General features: G+C 67.8%; 22 protein-coding genes. 12 read left to right on the top strand and 10 right to left on the bottom strand.

Annotated features, from left to right (window positions below):
- Window positions 1-18: 18 nt before the first annotated feature.
- The 4 genes from ACZK4Z_RS05450 to ACZK4Z_RS05435 all read right to left on the bottom strand — a co-directional run bounded on the left by ACZK4Z_RS05450 (window position 19) and on the right by ACZK4Z_RS05435 (window position 3,154).
- Window positions 19-627, bottom strand: a complete 609-nt coding sequence (locus ACZK4Z_RS05450; protein ID WP_125894175.1) for a HutD/Ves family protein — start codon at window positions 625-627, stop codon at window positions 19-21.
- A 34-nt stretch (window positions 628-661) separates the two neighbouring features.
- Complete coding sequence (locus ACZK4Z_RS05445) at window positions 662-1,387, bottom strand: murein L,D-transpeptidase catalytic domain family protein (RefSeq protein WP_004147404.1); 726 nt, start codon at window positions 1,385-1,387, stop codon at window positions 662-664.
- A gap of 17 nt (window positions 1,388-1,404) precedes the next feature.
- Entirely contained in the window at window positions 1,405-2,490 is a 1,086-nt protein-coding gene (locus tag ACZK4Z_RS05440; RefSeq protein WP_125894173.1) for a L,D-transpeptidase, read from the bottom strand.
- Window positions 2,491-2,842: 352 nt separating this feature from the next.
- The gene (locus ACZK4Z_RS05435; RefSeq protein WP_260467340.1) at window positions 2,843-3,154 is read right to left on the bottom strand and encodes a ComEA family DNA-binding protein; all 312 of its coding nucleotides are present in this window, start codon (window positions 3,152-3,154) and stop codon (window positions 2,843-2,845) included.
- Window positions 3,155-3,368: 214 nt separating this feature from the next.
- Here ACZK4Z_RS05435 and ACZK4Z_RS05430 point away from each other — a divergent pair, with 214 nt between their 5' ends.
- The 4 genes from ACZK4Z_RS05430 (at window position 3,369) to murU (ending at window position 6,999) form a co-directional block, all read left to right on the top strand.
- Window positions 3,369-4,862, top strand: coding sequence for a M20 family metallopeptidase (locus ACZK4Z_RS05430; protein WP_010483606.1), 1,494 nt, complete (start codon window positions 3,369-3,371; stop codon window positions 4,860-4,862).
- A gap of 70 nt (window positions 4,863-4,932) precedes the next feature.
- On the top strand, window positions 4,933-5,202 hold the full coding sequence (locus tag ACZK4Z_RS05425; protein ID WP_125894171.1) for a GlsB/YeaQ/YmgE family stress response membrane protein: 270 nt from the start codon (window positions 4,933-4,935) through the stop codon (window positions 5,200-5,202).
- Between the two features lie 64 nt (window positions 5,203-5,266).
- A complete protein-coding gene (locus tag ACZK4Z_RS05420; RefSeq protein WP_100437460.1) occupies window positions 5,267-6,292 on the top strand; it encodes an aminoglycoside phosphotransferase family protein in 1,026 nt (341 codons plus the stop codon).
- Entirely contained in the window at window positions 6,289-6,999 is a 711-nt protein-coding gene (gene murU / locus ACZK4Z_RS05415) for an N-acetylmuramate alpha-1-phosphate uridylyltransferase MurU (protein ID WP_125894169.1), read from the top strand. The genes ACZK4Z_RS05420 and murU overlap by 4 nt, the downstream gene beginning before the upstream one ends.
- 629 nt (window positions 7,000-7,628) lie before the next feature.
- On the opposite strand, the gene hda is transcribed toward murU, so the two are convergent.
- Genes hda through ACZK4Z_RS05400 form a run of 3 tightly spaced genes read right to left on the bottom strand, consistent with a single transcriptional unit; the run spans window position 7,629 to window position 10,641 of the window.
- Window positions 7,629-8,336, bottom strand: coding sequence for a DnaA regulatory inactivator Hda (gene hda / locus ACZK4Z_RS05410; RefSeq protein WP_032130359.1), 708 nt, complete (start codon window positions 8,334-8,336; stop codon window positions 7,629-7,631).
- Complete coding sequence (locus tag ACZK4Z_RS05405) at window positions 8,336-9,505, bottom strand: AI-2E family transporter (RefSeq protein WP_032130360.1); 1,170 nt, start codon at window positions 9,503-9,505, stop codon at window positions 8,336-8,338. Before ACZK4Z_RS05405 ends, hda begins: the two co-directional genes overlap by 1 nt.
- Window positions 9,502-10,641, bottom strand: a complete 1,140-nt coding sequence (locus ACZK4Z_RS05400) for a DUF2066 domain-containing protein (protein WP_125894167.1) — start codon at window positions 10,639-10,641, stop codon at window positions 9,502-9,504. The genes ACZK4Z_RS05405 and ACZK4Z_RS05400 overlap by 4 nt, the downstream gene beginning before the upstream one ends.
- Before the next feature lie 99 nt (window positions 10,642-10,740).
- On the opposite strand from ACZK4Z_RS05400, the gene purM reads away from it, so the two are divergent.
- From purM to ACZK4Z_RS05365, 7 genes are all read left to right on the top strand, one after another.
- Window positions 10,741-11,799: a phosphoribosylformylglycinamidine cyclo-ligase gene (gene purM / locus ACZK4Z_RS05395; protein ID WP_125894165.1), complete on the top strand. Its 1,059-nt coding sequence runs from the start codon at window positions 10,741-10,743 to the stop codon at window positions 11,797-11,799.
- A gap of 22 nt (window positions 11,800-11,821) precedes the next feature.
- Window positions 11,822-12,310, top strand: coding sequence for a hypothetical protein (locus tag ACZK4Z_RS05390; RefSeq protein ID WP_125894163.1), 489 nt, complete (start codon window positions 11,822-11,824; stop codon window positions 12,308-12,310).
- Entirely contained in the window at window positions 12,307-12,729 is a 423-nt protein-coding gene (locus ACZK4Z_RS05385; protein WP_032130364.1) for a hypothetical protein, read from the top strand. The genes ACZK4Z_RS05390 and ACZK4Z_RS05385 overlap by 4 nt, the downstream gene beginning before the upstream one ends.
- Before the next feature lie 41 nt (window positions 12,730-12,770).
- On the top strand, window positions 12,771-13,433 hold the full coding sequence (locus ACZK4Z_RS05380; protein ID WP_125894161.1) for a DUF2238 domain-containing protein: 663 nt from the start codon (window positions 12,771-12,773) through the stop codon (window positions 13,431-13,433).
- Window positions 13,430-14,089: a phosphoribosylglycinamide formyltransferase gene (gene purN, locus ACZK4Z_RS05375; RefSeq protein ID WP_125894159.1), complete on the top strand. Its 660-nt coding sequence runs from the start codon at window positions 13,430-13,432 to the stop codon at window positions 14,087-14,089. Before ACZK4Z_RS05380 ends, purN begins: the two co-directional genes overlap by 4 nt.
- Before the next feature lie 67 nt (window positions 14,090-14,156).
- On the top strand, window positions 14,157-14,981 hold the full coding sequence (locus tag ACZK4Z_RS05370; RefSeq protein WP_125894157.1) for a DUF3108 domain-containing protein: 825 nt from the start codon (window positions 14,157-14,159) through the stop codon (window positions 14,979-14,981).
- A gap of 2 nt (window positions 14,982-14,983) precedes the next feature.
- Entirely contained in the window at window positions 14,984-15,667 is a 684-nt protein-coding gene (locus ACZK4Z_RS05365) for a DUF3108 domain-containing protein (RefSeq protein ID WP_010483632.1), read from the top strand.
- A gap of 122 nt (window positions 15,668-15,789) precedes the next feature.
- Here ACZK4Z_RS05365 and ACZK4Z_RS05360 read toward each other — a convergent pair whose 3' ends face one another.
- Genes ACZK4Z_RS05360 through ACZK4Z_RS05350 form a run of 3 tightly spaced genes read right to left on the bottom strand, consistent with a single transcriptional unit; the run spans window position 15,790 to window position 17,639 of the window.
- Window positions 15,790-16,119, bottom strand: a complete 330-nt coding sequence (locus ACZK4Z_RS05360; protein ID WP_032130368.1) for a hypothetical protein — start codon at window positions 16,117-16,119, stop codon at window positions 15,790-15,792.
- Window positions 16,116-17,387 carry a UDP-N-acetylglucosamine 1-carboxyvinyltransferase gene (gene murA / locus ACZK4Z_RS05355; protein ID WP_125894155.1) on the bottom strand — a complete coding sequence of 424 codons (1,272 nt, stop codon included), beginning with the start codon at window positions 17,385-17,387 and terminating at the stop codon, window positions 16,116-16,118. Before murA ends, ACZK4Z_RS05360 begins: the two co-directional genes overlap by 4 nt.
- Before the next feature lie 21 nt (window positions 17,388-17,408).
- Window positions 17,409-17,639, bottom strand: coding sequence for a BolA family protein (locus tag ACZK4Z_RS05350; protein ID WP_005408396.1), 231 nt, complete (start codon window positions 17,637-17,639; stop codon window positions 17,409-17,411).
- Window positions 17,640-17,693: 54 nt separating this feature from the next.
- Here ACZK4Z_RS05350 and ACZK4Z_RS05345 point away from each other — a divergent pair, with 54 nt between their 5' ends.
- Window positions 17,694-18,695: a KpsF/GutQ family sugar-phosphate isomerase gene (locus tag ACZK4Z_RS05345; protein ID WP_032130370.1), complete on the top strand. Its 1,002-nt coding sequence runs from the start codon at window positions 17,694-17,696 to the stop codon at window positions 18,693-18,695.
- Window positions 18,696-18,733 lie beyond the last annotated feature (38 nt).

Here is an 18,733-nt window from a genome sequence, read left to right as displayed (position 1 = left end):
CCAACCGGCGCCCAGGAATCATCCCGCCGCCGCACTGATCCGGATCGCCAGCAACTCGCCACCGCCCTGCAACGCATGACGCTGCCGTGCACCCGCCGCCAACCACGCAGTGTCTCCCGCCTGCAGCGCCGGCAAGCCGCTATCTGCACCGAACTCCGCCTGACCAGCCAGCAGATGCAGCGCCCAGGCCACACCCGGTTCGCAGAAGAAGAACATCGTGCCCACCAGCGGCCGGTGCAGCAGTTCGGCCTGCAGCAGCTCGCGCTTCCACATCAGGTTGAAGTCGTGGGTGGTGCCGTCCACCAATTCGCCGTGCAGCGCTTCCTCACCGGCAAAACGCACACGCCCGTGCGGTGGCAGCACCTCGGCCACACGGCCATCGTCGAAGCGCAGGCGCACGCCATTGCCCTGCAGCAGCACCAGCTCGCGCTCCACGCCGGGGAAGGCGGAGAACGCGGCATCCTGCTCGATCTCGGCCACCGACAGGCGTAGCGCCCAGTCATCACCCTGCGCCGGCAGTCGCAGGATCTCGCGGGTCCAGCCCAGGCCGTTGCGCCAGCGTTCGCGGCGGTAGTCCAGGCGGGAGATCACCTGGCTCGGAGTGTGCAGCAGGGAGTCGATGTTCATCGGCGCATTGCATCATGCCGCGCGCCGTCATGCATCACCGCGTGGCGAGCGTGCCCTGGCCACCGCACTCACCGCCCAGCAGCTGCGAGTGCTTCAGCCAATCCTGGTCGGGGTAGTAGGCGAACACCATCGTGCCGCCACGCAATGCATCGATCAGTGGCTTGGCCACCGACAAGCGCACTGCCGGACAGCCCAGGCTGCGGCCGAGCCGCCCCTGCAGCTGCGCAGTCGCCGGATTCACATAGGGCGCGCCGTGGATGACGATGGCGCGTTCGCGCGCGCGGTCGTTGAAGCCCGGTTCCAGCCCGGCCAGGCGCAGCGAATAGCCGTTGCCGCCCATGTAGGTCTCCTGCGCGGTGAACGCGCCAAGACTGGACATGAAGCTGCCATCGCGGTTGGAGAAGTGTTCGGTGCGGTTCTCACCGCTGTTGCGGCCATGCGCCACCCATTCCTCGAACAGCAGGCGCTGGTGGGCCAGGTCGAACACCCACAGGCGCGGCTCGGTGGACGGCCGCGAATAATCGATCACGCTGAGGCGATCACCATTGATGCCCAGCTCCGGCCGCTGCAGCGCGCAGCGCATGGCGTGCGCCGCCAGCTGCAATACGTGGCGGTCGGCCTTGGGCGCACTGCGCGACAGCAAGGCGGCCAGATCATCGGCACTGGTGGCAAGGGCGGGCGTCTGTGCCAGCGCCGGGGCGCTGGCCGAGGTCGCCAGCAGGCCGAACGCGGCCAGCCGGCACAGGCGGGATGCAGTCATGGGCACAACAGGGGGACTCAGTTGCCCTTGAGGGTGGACCCTGGCGGCTCGGATTCCAAGACCGGCTGCATTCCGGATTCAGCCGGGCTTGGGCGGACCGCCGGCAGCGAGGTCACCAGCAGGGTCGTGCCCGGTACCAGCACCTGGTACAGCTGACGGGCGAAATCGGCCGGCAACGCCATCGGCAGCGAGGGCGTGGCCAGCAGGTCCGGCGTGGCCTGGGCACGGTCCTGGCCCAGCAGCGGATAGGCCGTCCACTGGTGCAGGCGCTGGTTCGCGTCCAGCGGGCTGGGCGTATCGCTGTAGCCCTGCCCCATCACGAACAGGGTGGTGCCCTGGAACGCCGGCAGGGCGTCGGCCTTCAGCGGCGACTCGCCAATCATCACGCCATCGCGCAGCACGTACAGGCGCTGGTCGTGCAGGCTGACCAGGATGCCGACCTGCCCCGCCGGGGCCGCGCTGTCATCCCACCAGGCCTGCGCCGGCGCCGCGCCCTCGGTCTCCGGCAGGGCCTGGCCGCGCGCGTTGACCGGTGCCAGCACCGACGGATAGGCCAGCGTCATCGGCGAGCTCTTGGCATCGGCCACGACCACGGTATCGCCGCGCTGGGTTTCACTGAACAGCTTCTGCGCGAAGGCCTGCGGCAGCCGCACGCAGCCATGCGAGGCCGGATGACCGGGCAGGCTGCCGCCATGCAGGGCGATGCCGTCCCAGGTCAGCCGCTGCATGTAGGGCATCGGCGCGCTGTTGTAGAGGTTGGACTTGTGATCCTTGTCCTTCTGCAGGATGGTGAACACGCCGGTCGGCGTCTCATGCCCGGCCTTGCCCGAGCTGATCGTGGTCAGGCCGATGGCAATGCCGTTGCGGTACACGTAAGCGCGCTGCTCATCGAGGCTGACCACCAGCACGATCGGGCCGGTCGGCGAGATTTCCGGATGCCACAGATACTCGCCCGGCTTGAGGTCGGTCGGTCCGCGCACTTCGGCGGTGCTGGCTGCGGCAGCGGCAGGCTTGGCGGCCGGCGTCGGCGCAGCGGCATGGCCCAGCAGCGGCAGAGCCAGTGCAAGGGCGAGCATCAGGGTGGTGGGGCGGTGCAGAAGCATCCAGCGGGGGTCCTTTCCATGCGGTGCGGCCACCGTACACCATCGACCCGTGGTGGCCGCGGCAAAACCAGGCGCCGGAAATGAAACTGCCCGGCGACACAGCCATGTGTCGTACCGGGCAATCGTTACGTCCTTGTCGGCCTGCTGCCGCCCCCTCGCATCCTGCGCTGTGGGGGTAGCGTTGCATCCTGCACGCGGCCGCGTCTGTCCTGTTTGTATCTCAGCCCCTTCCACAGGTCTGTGATGCCACCATCCTGGTGATTGGTGCCGCGTCCTGCGGCGGTCGGTGGTCACGGCCTTCCTGTCCGTGTCCGGTGAACCAGCCTCCTGCCGGTTCCGACGATTCCTGCTGTCAGCGCCTGGGTGCGGTTCGCACCGGTACCGATCCGGGTACCGGATCCGCCGGCAACAACCTGTTGCCTACGGTGATCCGCTGTCGATTCCGTTCGACGATTGCTTTCCCTATCCCCTTCACCTGCGTCAGGTCCTCGACGCGATGAAACGGGCCGTGTCTGCGCCGGTGCTCGACGATCGCCTCGGCCTTGGCGGCTCCGACCATCGTCAATCCCTGCTGCAGCGCCTGGGCATCGGCGCGGTTGATGTCGATCGGTTCGGCGGCATGCGCCCCAGCGATCCACACGACCAGCACCAGTGCCCTCAACACGACACTCCAAGGCACGACGTGTATCTCCTTGTGATTCTGGCCGTCCCGACCGGCAATCCCGTCGGTAGGAACAGTGTCCGTCACCACATGCACACAGCCTATCGGTTTCCTGGATTTCTAAAAGCCAGCCAAATACCCGACGTGATGTAGGAAAAACCCTACCCGCGGCACAGGCGTAGAATGGCTGGATCAGCCCATGCAACCGGAGTTTCAGATGGACAGCGCCAAGCTCGGCCAATTCGTCAATGACAAGTGGGACAGCGAAATCGTCCCGCAGTTGGTCGACTACATCCGCATTCCCAACAAGTCGCCGATGTTCGACGCCAATTGGGTGCAGAACGGCTACATGGAACAGGCGGTCACCCTGATGGAGAACTGGGCCAAGGCCCAGCAGCTGCCCGGCCTGAAGGTTGAAGTGGTGCGTCTGGAAGGCCGTACCCCGCTGATCTTCCTGGAAATTCCGGCTACCGGCGCCGAAACCGGCGACGACACCATCCTGCTCTATGGCCACCTCGACAAACAGCCGGAAATGACCGGCTGGGACGACGACCTCGGCCCGTGGACCCCGGTCCTGCGCGGCGACAAGCTGTATGGCCGCGGCGGTGCGGACGACGGCTACGCCATCTTCGGCTCGCTGGCCGCGGTGCTGGCGCTGCAGGCCCAGGGCCTGCCGCACGCCCGCTGCGTGGTGCTGATCGAAGCCTGTGAAGAGTCGGGCAGCTATGACCTGCCGGCCTACGTCGACCACCTCGCCGACCGCATCGGCAAGCCGTCGCTGGTGGTCTGCCTGGATTCGGGCTGCGCCAACTACGACCAGCTGTGGTGCACCACCTCGCTGCGCGGCCTGACCGGCGGCAACTTCACCGTGAAGGTCCTCAACGAAGGCGTGCACTCCGGCGATGCCTCCGGCGTGGTGCCGTCCAGCTTCCGCCTGCTCCGCCAGCTGCTGTCGCGCATCGAGGACCAGGACACCGGCCGCATCCTGATCGACGGCATGAACGTTGAGATCCCGGCCGAGCGCCAGGAACAGGCCAAGCGCGCCGCCGAAGTGGTCGATACCGAGATCTTCGAGAAGTTCCCGATGGTCGACGGTCTGCGTCCGATGAACGAGGACCTGACCGAGCTGGTGCTCAACCGCACCTGGCGCCCGGCACTGTCGGTCACCGGCGTCGGTGGCATGCCGGCGCTGGAATCGGCCGGCAACGTGCTGCGCCCGCAGACCTCGGTGAAGCTGTCGCTGCGCCTGCCGCCGACCGCCGATGGCAAGACCTGCGGTGAGCTGCTGAAGGAAGCGCTGCTGCGCGATCCGCCGAACGGCGCGCAGGTCACTCTGGATCTGGAAAAGGCCTCCACCGGCTGGAACGCCCCGGCCATGGCGCCGTGGCTGACCCAGGCCATCGACGACGCCAGCCAAGCCTTCTTCGGCAAGCCGGCGATGTACATGGGCGAAGGTGGCTCGATCCCGTTCATGGGCATGCTGGGTGAGAAGTTCCCGGGCGCCCAGTTCATGATCACCGGCGTGCTCGGCCCGCACTCCAATGCACACGGCCCGAACGAGTTCCTGCACATTCCGATGGGCAAGAAGGTCACCGCCTGCGTGTCCAAGGTGATCAGCGAGCACTACGCCGCCAGCCTGCGCGGCGAGACCAGCGGTTCGCCGGTGGCTGCCGACAGTGGCACCCGCCACGGCGACCACGGCTGCTGCTGAATCCGGCACACCGTGACGGACGCAGCCTGGCCTTGCTAGGCTGCGTCCACCCTTGGTGGAAATCGCGCGCATGAATGGTCTGTTCGGCAGCAGCAGCTGGCTCTACATCATCCTGGTCGGCTTCTTCGTCGGCCTGCTCGGGCGATTCTTCATGCCCGGCAACAACCGCATGGGCTGCCTGCTGACCATCGTGCTGGGCATCGTCGGCGCGCTGCTGGCGGGGTGGTTCGGCCAGTACATGGGCTGGTACGCCCCCGGTGAGCCGGCCGGCTTCCTCGGTGCGGTGCTGGGCGCGGTGGCCGTGCTGGCCGTCCTGCGTCTGTTCAGCGGTCGCCGCTGATCCCGCACCCTCTTCCCTTCCTGTTCCCGACGTAGGCGCGCCCGGCGCGCCCGGATATGCCTGCATGACCGAACCCGCCTCCGATCCCCAGCGCAGCGCGCAGCGCCTGCAGTGGGCCCGTACCCAGCTCGATGACTCCAGTGCGGTGGTCGAACGCGCCTCGGTCGATGCCGGCATGCGCAGCTACTGGCGCACCACCAGCACGCGCGGCAGCCACATCGTGATGGATGCCCCGCCGGGGCTGGAAGATCCGCGCCCGTGGCTGCGCATGCGCGGCCTGCTGGATGACAACGGCCTGCGTGTGCCCGCGCTGCTGGCACAGGATCTGGATGCCGGCTTCCTGCTGCTGGAAGATCTCGGCGGCCCGACCCTGGCGAAGATCCTCGACGAGCGCAACGCCGATGAATGGTTCGGCCGTTCGATCGAACAGCTGCTGCGCCTGCAGGCGATCCCGGTGCCGGCCGACTTTGGCCAGTTCGGCGAAGCACTGCTGCAGCGCGATGCCGGCCTGTTCGACGAATGGTTCCTGCAGCGCCACCTGAACCTGGAACTGGACTGCGGCGAGATTGAAGGGCTGCAGCTGGTGCACCGCCGCTTGATGGACAACGCGCTGGGCCAGGCCCAGCTGATGACCCATCGCGACTACATGCCGCGCAATCTGATGCCGGTCGAGAATGGTCCGGCAGTGCTGGATTTCCAGGACCTGGTGCGCGGCCCGATCGCCTACGATGCGATGAGCCTGTTCAAGGACGCGTTCCTGAGCTGGCCGCTGCAGCGTGTGGACGAGTGGCTGGCGCAGTATCACGAGCGCGCCCGCAACGCCGGCCTGCCGGTGCCCGACCGCGCCACCTTCCTGCGCGATGCCGACTGGATGGGCATCCAGCGCCACGTGAAGATCCTCGGCCTGTTCTGCCGCCTGCGCTATCGCGACAACAAGGGCCATTACCTGGACGACGCGCCGCGCTTCATCACCTATCTGGATGAAGTGCTGCCGCGCTACCGCGAGCTGGCACCGCTGCAGCAGCTGCTGGAACACCGCATCAAGCCGGCGCTGACCGACCTGGCCGCACCGATGCGCGTGGCCCGATGAAGGCGCTGGTCTTTGCTGCCGGCCTCGGCGAACGCATGCGCCCGCTGACCCTGCACACGCCCAAGCCGCTGCTGGACGTGGCCGGCAAACCGCTGATCGTCTGGCACCTGGAACGCCTGGCCGCACTCGGCGTGCGCGAGGTAGTGGTCAACACCGCATGGCTAGCCGAACAGTTTCCAGCGACGCTGGGCGATGGCAGCCAATGGGGCCTGCGCCTGCATTTCATGTACGAAGGGCAGACCCCGCTGGAAACCGGCGGCGGCATCCTCAACGCGTTGCCGGTGCTGGGCGACGCCCCGTTTCTGGTCGTGAACGGCGACATCTGGACCGATTTCGATTTCGCCACGCTGCCGCGCGAGCCGCAGGGCCAGGCGCATCTGGTTCTGGTCGACAATCCGGTTCAGCACCCGAACGGTGACTACCGCCTCGATGCGCAGGGGTTGCTGCACCACGACCGCGAAGGACCGTGCCTGACCTATGCCGGCATCGGCGTGTATCGCCCTTCCATCGTGGCCGACTGGCGCACGGTGATCGGTGATGCACCGGGCAGCGAGCGGCTCCCACCGAAGTTCTCGGTGGTGCCGCTGCAGAAGCACTTCATGGTGCAGGGATTGATGACGGGGCAGCACCATCGCGGGCGCTGGACCGATGTCGGGACGGTAGATCGCCTGCGCGCGCTGGATGCTGAGTTGGCCGCGAACGGCTGAGCCCCTCGTGGCTGGGCTTATTGAAAGCAGAAGCCTTGCTTGGCCGGGCGGGGTGGGCTGCGCAGGGGACGCTGCAAGTCCCCCTCCGGGGCCCGGCCCAGCCGCTGGCGGCTGTGCGTTCAGGCGCTTGCGAAGCAGTGCTTCGCAAGCAAAGCGCCTTCACCCCTGTAAGCTCGGTCGCCGCATCCATGCGGCTCACGCCCCTGCGCAGCCCACCCCGCCCGGCCTCTGACAGTTTCCGTGGGCGACCAGCCACGGAAAAGAAAAAAGAAAAGCAAAAGCGGGTCGCGTCGCTGCGCTTGCTCTGGTGACGACCAACGGTCGTCACCCACCACAAGCAAGACACGTGTCGACCAAGGTCGACACCCACCAACAGCAGTGCAGTATGCAGTCCCGGCAGATCGCGGGAACCTGTCGAAGGCGGGGTGGCTCAGGTTGCGGGGGCGTGAGCGCCATGGATGGCGCGACCGAGGCTACATGGACGTACTTGCGCCGTCCCCCGCAACCTGAGCCACCCCGCCTCCCCTCAGGAAGCCAGCTTCTGCTGTTGCTTCAGCTCTTGCTGTTGCCGGCCAGCGGCCGGCACTACGGCGGGTGCAGGGCGCAGCCCTGCAAAGCAAACCCCACCCTCAGTAACGCGGCCGGCCTTCTTCCAGCACCTGGCGCAGGAACGGCACGGTGATCCGCCGCTTCGCCGCCAGCGACTCCCGGTCCAGCCAGTCCAGCAGCGTGATCAATCCACCCAGCTCGCGACCGGTGTGCGACAGCAACCACTCGATCGAGGCCTCGTCGATCGCCAGCCCACGCCGCAGCGCGCGCTCACGCAGCACCGCTGCCCGTCCTTCCTCATCCAGCGGCTGCAGCAGCACACGCACGCACTGGCCCAGCCGCGAACGCAGATCGGGCAGTACCAGGCCCAGTTCTTCCGGCGCCTTCTGCGCCGTGTACAGCACGGTCACGCCCGCAGCGCGCGCGCGGTTGTGGAAATCAAACAGCGCGATCTCGTCCTCGCGGTTGCCGGCCACCTCGTCCAGGCCGTCCAGCGCCACCAGCTCGCGCGCCTCCAGCCCATCCAACGCCGCGCGTACGCGGCCGGCGGCGCTGGCCAGCGGTACGTAGGTCGGCAGTCGCCCGGCCTGCTCGGCGCTGGAGCACATCGCCAGTGCCTGGTGGGTCTTGCCCGTGCCCGCCGCACCTTCCAGATAAACCCAATCGTGGCTGGCACCCACCGCGATCGCGCGCAGCTGCGCCAGCGCGCCGTCCGGCGCGCCGATGAAGGTCTCCAGGCGCTGGTCCCGCGGGTAATGCAGGGCCAGCGGCAGTTGCGGCACACCCATCACTTCAGGTCGGGGCCCTTGTCGTTCGGAATGATGATATGGGGGGCATCGACCACGCCATCAAGCACGATCGCCGGCTTCTCACCCACGTACAGCTCGCTCTGGCGATAACGCTGGTGCGCGTAGCGCAGCAGCACGTTGGTCACTGCTGCCACCGGCAGCGCCAGCAGCATGCCGAGGAAGCCGAACAGCTGGCCGCCGGCCATCACCGCGAAGATCACTGCCACCGGGTGCAGGCCGATCTTGTCGCCGACAATCCGCGGGGTCAGCACGTAGCTTTCCAGCAGCTGGCCCACGGTGAACACCACGCCGACCAGGATCAGCAGCTTCAGGTCGAAGCCCTGTGCCTGCACCAGTGCGGCGACCACCGCCATCAGGATGCCGGTGGTCGCGCCCAGGTAGGGAATGAAGCTGATCAGGCCGGCAATCAGGCCGATCAGCAGACCCAGCTTGAGGCCGACCAGCGACAGGCCGCCGGCATAGATCACGCCCAGCGCCAGCATCACCAGGAACTGACCGCGGATGAAGGCGCCCAGCACCTCGTTGGACTCACGCGCCAATGCGCTGATGGTGCCGATCTGGTTGCGCGGAATCACCGACGCCACGCGCTCGACCAGCTTGTCCCAGTCACGCAGGAAGTAGAACGCCAGGATCGGCAGCAGCAGGATGTTGACCACCCAGGTCACCATCGCAAAGCCCGAACGCGAGACGTAGCCCATGAACGTGGTGGCGAAGCCGCCGGCCTGCTGCCAGTGGCTGCGCACCCATTCGATCAGGCGGTCCGGGTCCAGCCACTGCATCACTTCCAGGCCGGTCTTCTGCTCGAACCAGGGAATGCCCTTTTCCATCAGCCACGCCTGTGCCTGCGGCGCGACCGCAATCAGGGTGGTGATCTGGCGCTCGATCATCGGCACCAGCACCAGCAGCAGCGCCACGATCACCAGCACCATCGCCGCGAACACCAGCACCACGCCGGTCATGCGCGAACGGCCGGTGGCCTCGATGCGGTCCACCAGCGGATCGCCCAGCCAGGCCAGCGCCAGCGCCAGCACGAACGGGGTCAGGATCGGCGCCAGCAACCACACCACCCAGCCGATCAGGCCGGCGAACAGGATGTACTTCAGGCGGCGCAGGAACTGCGCGATTTCCGCTTCCGGGGTCAGGTTCATCGCAGGCGGTACTCGTTGCTGACCGGCGCAGCGACCGGGGCACCGGTGGTGTCGTCGATCGGCGTCGGCAGGGCCGGCAGCGGTGCGCTCGGCACCAGCACGCCGTTGTCGCCCAGCATGCGGTTGAAGCCGGCCAGGCCGGTGGTCATCTCCAGGCTCAGCTCCAGCTGGCCGGCCGAAGCGTGCAGCGGGGTGACGTTGCGCACCACCGGCACCTCACGCAGGCCGGCAGCCAGGCGCAGGTAGTCGTCGGCACTGCTGATGCCGGTGACCACCACCCGATAGGTGCCGGCCTGGCCGACGGCCGCGCCGGCCTTGGCATAGCGCTTGACCAGCGCATCGGCGGCACCATCGGCACCGGCGGCCATCGCGCGCATGGCGTTGGCGTCCTTGCTGGTCCACTTGTTCAGCTCACGGCCGTTGTCGACGAACACCCAGTCCGCCTGCCAGCCGCCGTTGGCGCGGTACAGCTTGCCGATCAGCTGCATCGGCGGCGAGTAGCGCGAAGAGGCACGGGCCACGGCGGCACTGTCCTGGCGCCAGATGGCACCGGCCAGCGCCTGTTCGGCGGCACCACCGCTGGGCAGGCCCAGCTTGTAGCCGCGCTCGATGGCGCGGTTCAGCAACGGGCGGGCGGCGTTGGCCTGCTGCACGCTGACCAGGCGCGGACCGCTGCCGTCATCGACGGCCAGCCACAGCACCGGCTTCGGTCGCGGCTGCGGCCACAGCGGCAGGCCCAGCGCCGACACCAGCGAATCGACATCGTCCTCGCGGAAGCGGGCCACCAGCAGGGTACGGAAGCTGGGGGCGCCACTGGCGCTCACGCTCTGGTCCTGCTTGTAGTCGTAGCTGGCCACGTAATCCTTGGCATTGCGCAGCGCCTGCGCCACGCCAGGGCGCGACATCACGCTGCGATCGCCGGACAACTTGCCCAGTACAACGCTCAAGGCGCGGGCCAGCGCACCGTTGCGGTCGGCTTCGGCCTGGCTGTTGACGGGCACTTCGGCCTCGTACGCGCCAGTGGCGGTGGCAACATCACCCTCGGTGCGCAGGCCGCTCTGGGCCATCGTGGCCACCGGCAGGCTCAGCGCAAGGAGCAGGGTCAGAATCAGGCTGCGGCGCATCAGGACATCCATTGGCTCGACGTATCCGGGGGAATTGTTGCCCGAATACGGCCTTTGCGCCAATGCGGCCTGTTAAAATCGCCCGTTCAACCCCTGCCAGCGCCGACGCCCGTGACCAACACCCCGTCTTCCGCCCCCTCCCCCCTCACCTACCGTGACGCGGGTGTCGACATCGACGCCGGCAACGAACTGGTCGAGCGGATCAAGCCCCTGGTCAAGCGCAGCTTCCGCCCGGAAGTGATGGGCGGCCTGGGCGGCTTCGGCGCCCTGTTCGACCTGTCCAACAAGTACCGCGAGCCGGTGCTGGTGTCGGGTACCGACGGCGTGGGCACCAAGCTGAAACTGGCCCACCAGCTGAACCGCCACGATACGATCGGCATCGATCTGGTCGCCATGTGCGTGAACGACGTGCTGGTGCAGGGTGCCGAGCCGCTGTTCTTCCTGGACTACTTCGCCACCGGCAAGCTGGACATCGACACCGCCGCGGCGGTCGTGGGCGGCATCGCCAACGGCTGCACCGAGGCCGGCTGCGCGCTGATCGGCGGCGAAACCGCTGAAATGCCCGACATGTATGCCCCGGGCGAGTACGACCTGGCCGGCTTCACCGTCGCCGCGGTCGAGAAGAGCGAGCTGAAGGATGGCGCCAGCGTGGCTGCCGGCGACGTGCTGATCGGCATCGCTTCGTCCGGCCCGCATTCCAACGGCTACTCGCTGGTGCGCCGCATCTACGACCGCGCCGGCCGCCCGGCCGAGCTGGAGCTGGAAGGCGGCGTGAAGCTGGTCGATGCGCTGATGGCGCCGACCCGCCTGTACGTGAAGCCGATCCTGTCGCTGCTGAAGTCGCACGGCGCGGCCATCCACGGCATGGCCCACATCACCGGTGGCGGCCTGACCGAGAACATCATCCGCGTGGTGCCCGACGGCCTCGGCCTGGACATCCAGGCCTCGGCCTGGACCCTGCCGCCGGTGTTCCAGTGGCTGCAGAAGGAAGGCGCGGTCGCCGACAGCGAGATGTGGCGCACCTTCAACTGCGGTATCGGCTTCGTGCTGATCGTGGCGCCAGACCAGGTGGCCGCGGTATCCGATGCGGTCAAGGCGCAGGGCCTGGAGCACTGGACCATCGGCCAGGTGGTCACCGCCGAAGGCGCCGAGCGCGTCCACATCGCCTGATCCCGACAACCCAGGAGCCCGCATGGACGCAACGCCCCCCTTGTCGCCCGACCCCGTGCCGCCGCCGCTGGCGACGGTACCGGTGTTCAACGCGCAGGATGCCGACCACCTGCGCATGCTGGCCATCGCGCACTACGTGGTCGGCGGCCTGATCGTGCTGTTCTCGCTGATCTTCATCATCCACATCGTGCTGGGCATCACCGCGCTCACCGGCAACCTGCCGATGAATTCCGGCGGCCAGCCGTCGTCGCCGGCCGAACAGCGCCTGTTCGGCTGGATGTTCACCCTCATCGGTTGCGTCGCCGTATTCGGTGGCGTCACCCTGGGCGCGTTCGTCGCCTATGCCGGCCGCTGCCTGGCCCAGAGACGCCGCTACCTGCTGTGCCTGATCGCGGCCGGCCTGGCCTGCCTGTTCACCCCCGTCGGCACGGTGCTGGGGGTGTTCAGCCTGATCACCCTGCTGCGCCCGCAGGTGAAGGCCGCCTTCGACCTTCCCGCCACGCCCGCATGACCGCCTCCGGCAATCCGCCGCCGCTGCCGCATCAGACCCTGGCGCAGCTGCAGCTGACCAGCCATCTGCAGACGCTGAAAGTGCTGTTCTACGCGTTGGCCGGCTTCCATTGGTTCGCCACAGTGGCGTTCCTTGGCCTCAGCGGATGGGTGGCCCACTCGCGCGGGCTGGACGATGCCTGGATGCTGACCACGGTCTATGCGTCCATCGCCGTGCTGGCGGCCGTGCTGGGGTTCGTGCAGTTGTATACCGCGCGCCAGCTGTCACATCGCACCGGGCTGGCCTGGTGCCGGCGCGCGGCGTGGCTGGGCGTACTGGCCGGCCCGCTGGGCATGGCCTTGGCCGCCTATGCCTGGGTGTTCCTGTCCAAACCTGACATGGCCGCGCTGTTCGACCGCGGCGACCACCTCAGTGTCTGAACCTGCCGGCAGACGCCCCGTCCTTTCCTGATCGATTTCCCATGTCCGCGCCTGCCCTCCCCACGTCCGCTTCGCCCACCACCCACCGTTTCTCGGGCCCCAAGAAGCTGGCCTTTGCCGCCGTGCTGGCGGTGTTCGCAATCAGCTGGGTCCACCCGCTGTGGCCTACCGAACAGGCCCTGCACAGCACCCTGACCGTGATCGGGCTGGCCGCGCTGCTGTGGGTCGACCGTCGCGGCGGCTGGCTGGGCAACGGTGCCTTCATCGCGATCTGCGGCTTCATCGCCCTGCACTGCGTGGCCGCGCGCTGGCTGTATTCCAACGTGCCCTACGACGCCTGGGCGCAGACGCTGAGCGGCTGGTCGCCGAATGCGGCCTTCGATTGGCAGCGCAACCATTTCGATCGCCTCATCCACTTCCTGTTCGGCGTCTGCTTCACTCCTGCGCTGCTGCAGCTTGCCCGTCATGCGTGGCCGGCGCTGCGCCTGGGCCAGGCCTTCACCCTGGCGGTGATGACGGTGATGTGTGCCAGCCTGGTCTACGAATGGTTCGAGTGGGCCATCGCGCTGGCGCTGTCGCCGGATGCTGCCGAGGCCTACAACGGGCAGCAGGGCGACATGTGGGACGCGCACGCCGACATGCTGATGGCCACCCTCGGCAGCCTGCTGATCTGGCCGCTGATCCGCCGGAGCGCCCAGCAGTGACCGCGACCACCCGCATTGCCGTGCTCGCCTCCGGTCGCGGCAGCAACCTGCAGGCCATCCTCGATGCCATTGCCGACGGCCGACTGCCCGCCGAGGTGGTCGGCGTGTTTTCCGACCGCCCCGCCGCAGAGGCCCTGCAGCGCGTCGCACCGAACCTGCGCTGGGCGCATGCACCGAAGTCCTTCAGCGACCGCGCCAACTACGAGCAGGCGCTCGGCGATGCGCTGGCCGCAGTACAACCGGACTGGATCGTCTGCGCCGGCTACATGCGCATCCTCGGCGCGGCCTTCGTACAGCGCTTCAATGGCCGGCTGGTCAACATCCATCCATCGCTGCTGCCGCTGCACAAGGGCCTGGACACCCACGCACGGGCGCTGCAGGCGGGCGACGCCGAGCACGGTGCCAGCGTGCATCTGGTCGTGCCCGAGCTGGATGCGGGCGCCGTGCTGGCGCAGGTGCGGGTGCCGGTGCTGCCCGGCGATGACGCCGACAGCCTGGCCGCGCGCGTGCTGGCGGTGGAGCATCCGCTGCTGATCGCCACCCTGCAGCTGTTGTGCGCCGGCCGCCTGGCTGAACGGGAGGGCCAGCCGCAACTGGACGGTCACCCCCTGTTTAGCCCGTTGGCCCTAGATTCCGCCGGGAACCTGAACCGGTAGTCCCCATGCACACGCCCCGCTGACTGCGGGGCTGGCATCCTGCCCCCTCCTGCGGTCCCTGTCCTCCATGAAGACCACGACCCTGCTGTCCACTCCATTGCTGTTGTCGCTTGCCGTGTTCCCCGGCGTGGGCTGGGGCCAGGCACAGGCGCCCGCCACCCCGCCGGCACCCGTGCCCGCAGCGCAGCCGCCAGCCGATGCGCCGGCCGTACCGATGCCACCGGCACTGGCCTGGGAGCCACCGCCGCTGCAACCGTTCAGCGCCACCTACCAGGCCTTCTACAAGGGCAGGGAAGCGGGCGATGCCAGCATGCAGGTCACCCACACCGGCGGCAGCCAGTGGCGGGTGGACATGCAGGTGGTCGGCCGCCGCGGCTTTGCCAGCGTGCTGGGCCTGAACATCGAACAGAGCACGGTGTTCGAGGAGCGCAGCGGCGTGTATGCGCCGCTCAGCCAGAGCACGGTGCGCAAGGGCCTGTTCCTGGGCAAGAAGGCGGTCGGCACCTACAACTGGCAGGCCGGCACCGCGCAATGGACCGGTGACGTCAAGAAGGAACGCGCGCAGCCGATCCCGCTGCAGGCAGGCGACCAGAGCGCGCTGCTGATCAACCTGGCGATCATGCGCGATGCGCGTCCAGGCGCCTCCATGCATTACCGCTACGTGGACATGGGCAAGGTCCGCGAACACGACTACCAGGCCGCGCCGCAGACCGAGAACGTCGAGGTCGGCGACCTGTCCTACAACGCACTGCGGGTCTACCGGACCAACGGTGGCAGAAACGAAACCATTCTCTGGATCGCCAACGGTGTCCCCACCCCGGTGCGCATCCTGCAACGCGAAGACGGCGAAGACCGTGTCGATCTGCGCCTGATCGAATACCAAGGAGTCTGAGCATGAATACCCTGACCCGCCCCCTCACCTGGATCGCAGCCGCTGCCCTGACCGTGGCCAGCCTGCCGGCCATGGCGCTGGAACCGTTCAAGGCCGATTACCTGGCCAGCTACATGGGCATGCAGGCCAACGGCACCATGACCCTGGCCAGCGAAGGCAGCAACAAGTGGCGCTACAGCCTGCAGGTGAAGAACCAGCTGGCCGACCTCAGCCAGAGCACGGTGTTCGAGGAAGTGCGTGGCCAGCTGCGCCCGCTCAGCAGCCAGGACCGTTCGGCGCTGCTGGTGAAGAAGCGCAACGTGCAGGCCAACTACAACTGGACCAGCAACCAGGCCACCTGGACCGGTGACATCAAGCCGGATCGCGCTGGCCCGATTGCGCTGAAAGCCGGTGACATGGACGCGCTGCTGATCAACCTGGCGATCGCCCGTGACCTGGCGGCGGGCAAGCCGCTGACCTATCGCATGGTCGACGAAGGCCGCATCAAGAACATGACGTACCGTGTGATCGGCAAGGAATCGATCACCGTGGGCGGCAAGAGCTACGAGGCCACCAAGGTCTCGCGCGCCGACGGCAACAAGGAGCTGATCGCGTGGATCGTGCCGGAATTCCCGGTGCCGGCGCGCATGCTGCAGCGTGAGAGCGGCCGCGATGCGCTGGACCTGACCATCAAGGCGATGAACTGACGCGCGAACCGGTAGTGCCGGCCGCTTCCCGGCATTCTCGCGATGCTCCACGAGGTTGATGGGGTTGCCGGCCAGCGGCCGGCACTACCGAAAAGAAAACGCCCGCTTTCGCGGGCGTTTTCTTATTTCTTCGCTTCAGCCGGTTTCTGTTCCTCGGCCGGCTTGAACTCGGTCCGGCAGTCCACGCGGATCTGCTCACCGGTGCTGCGCCAGACGAAGGTGCGGCAATGACGGTTGCCGTCCTGACTGTCGTTCACCGCGACCGCATAGAACGACTCGATGATCTCGTCACGCGAGACCGTGCCGTCGCCGTTCCAGTCCATGTCCTTCTGCTCGATGCCCTGGGTGATGGCGATGTTGGCGTACCAGGCATAGCCCAGCCACGCCAGCACGATCAGCACCAGCGCCAGCAGCGCCTTGCGACGCGGGCTGAACTTGCCGCGCAGGATCATGGCACGCGCCGGATGGTGGCACCGAGCGAAGACAGCTTCTCTTCGATGTTCTCGTAGCCACGATCAAGGTGGTAGATGCGGTCGATGGTGGTCTCGCCGCTGGCCATCAGGCCGGCCAGGATCAGCGAGGCCGAGGCGCGCAGGTCGGTGGCCATCACCGGCGCGCCGCTCAGGTGCTCGTTGCCACGCACGATGGCGGTATGCCCTTCGACCTGGATGTCCGCGCCCAGGCGCAGCAGTTCGTTGACGTGCATGAAACGGTTCTCGAAGATCGTTTCGTTGATCACGCCCACGCCGTCGGCCACGCAGTTGAGCGCCATGAACTGCGCCTGCATGTCGGTCGGGAATGCCGGGTACGGCGCGGTGGTCAGGTTGACCGCCTTCGGCCGCTTGCCCTGCATGTCCAGGGTGATGCTGTCGTCGGTGGTCTCGATCTTCGCACCGGCTTCGACCAGCTTGGACAGCACCGCGTCCATGGTGTTCGGGCGCGCACGGTTGACCGTGACCTTGCCACCGGTCATCGCTGCGGCCACCAGGAAGGTGCCGGTCTCGATGCGGTCGGGCAGCACTTCATGGCGGCCGCCGGACAGGCGCTCGACACCTTCGATCACCAGGCGGGCAGTGCCCAGGCCTTCGATCTTCGCGCCCAGCGCGATCAGGCAGTGCGCCAGATCGGTCACTTCCGGTTCCATCGCGCAGTTGTCGAGGATGGTGGTGCCTTCGGCCAGCACCGCGCCCATCAGCACGTTCTCGGTGCCGGTGACGCTGACCATGTCGAAGGTGAAGTGGCCCCCCTTCAGCCGCTTGGCGGTGGCCTTGATGAAGCCGTTCTCGACCACGATCTCGGCGCCCAGCGCCTGCAGGCCCTTGATGTGCTGGTCGACCGGTCGCGAGCCGATCGCGCAGCCGCCCGGCAGCGACACTTCGGCGGCGCCGAAGCGGGCCAGCAGCGGGCCCAGCACCAGGATCGAGGCGCGCATGGTCTTGACCAGCTCATACGGTGCGACGTGCTGGTTGACCGGACGCGGGTCGACCACGATCGCGCTGCCGCGCGACAGCGTGCCCTGGTCGATGGTGACCTTGGCGCCCAGCTCGCCGAGCAGCTTCACCGTGGTGACCACGTCGTGCAGGTGCGGCACGTTGGTGATCTCCACCGGCGCATCGGCCAGCAGGGTCGCGCAGAGAATGGGGAGGACGGCGTTCTTGGCGCCGGAGATGCTCACTTCACCGTGCAGCGCAGCGCCGCCGGTCACAACGATCTTGGCCATGTATTCGGGATCTTCTGCGGTTCAGCCGGCTTCGGCCGGGGTCACGGTTTTCAGCGCCAGCGCGTGGATCGCGCCGCCCATCAGGTCGCCCAGCGTGGCATACACCATGCGGTGGCGGGCCAGCGGCATCTTGCCGGCGAAGGCCTCGCAGACCACGGTCGCTTCGAAATGCACGCCATCGTCGCCCTGCACGTCGGCGCGGGCGCCGGGCAGGCCGGTTTCGATCAGATTGCGGATGGTGTCGGCGTCCAACGGGCTTTCCTAATAAAATGTGCCTCCATTCTACTTCCGCTGCGTGGCGTCCGCATGGCCGAATCCCTGTTGCCCCCCCGTTCCGTCGACCCTGCCGGCCTGGTCGCCAGCGGCCGCCGCGTCTTCGAGATCGAGCGGCAGGCGCTGGACGCCGTGGCCGACCGCCTTGGCGAGGCGTTCCAGCAGGCCTGCCAGGCGATCCTGGCCAGCCGCGGCCGGGTGGTCGCCACCGGCATGGGCAAGTCCGGGCACATCGCCCGCAAGATCGCCGCCACCCTGGCGTCCACCGGTACGCCGGCGTTCTACGTGCACCCGGGTGAAGCCGGCCACGGCGACCTCGGCATGATCACCGAGGACGACGTGGTGCTGGCGCTGTCCTATTCGGGCGAGTCGGACGAAGTGCTGATGCTGCTGCCGGTGCTCAAGCGCCAGGGCAACGTGCTGATTTCCATGACCGGGCGCCCACAGTCCAGCCTGGCCACCGCCGCCGACATCCACCTGGACGTGAGCGTGCCGGCCGAGGCCTGTCCGCTGGCGCTGGCGCCGACCTCCAGCACCACCGCCTCGCTGGCGATGGGCGACGCGCTGGCCGTGGCCCTGCTCGACGCACGCGGCTTCACCGCCGACGATTTCGCCCGTTCACACCCGGCCGGCAGCCTCGGCCGCCGCCTGCTGCTGCACATCACCGACGTGATGCACACCGGCGACGACCTGCCCAGCGTGGGCGCCGACGCCAGTCTCAGTGAAGCGCTGATGGAGATGAGCCGCAAACGGCTGGGCATGACCGCCGTGGTCGATGCCGGCGGCGTGCTGATCGGCCTGTTCACCGACGGCGACCTGCGCCGCGCGCTGGACAGCGCGCTGGACGTGCGCACCGCCAAGATCGCCGATGTGATGACGCGCAACCCACGCACCATCGGCGCCGACCAGCTGGCGGTGGAGGCGGCCCGGCTGATGGAGACCCACAAGATCACCGGCCTGATCGTGGTCGATGACCAGGGCCGTGCGGTCGGCGCCCTGAACATTCATGACCTGTTGCGGGCCCGGGTGGTTTAACCGACAGTCCGTAGACCCCATTCAGTCTGTACTGCCCC

The organism is Stenotrophomonas sp. 71799_Sma, from assembly GCF_056482505.1.
This window is presented reverse-complemented; position numbering and strand designations above follow the sequence as displayed.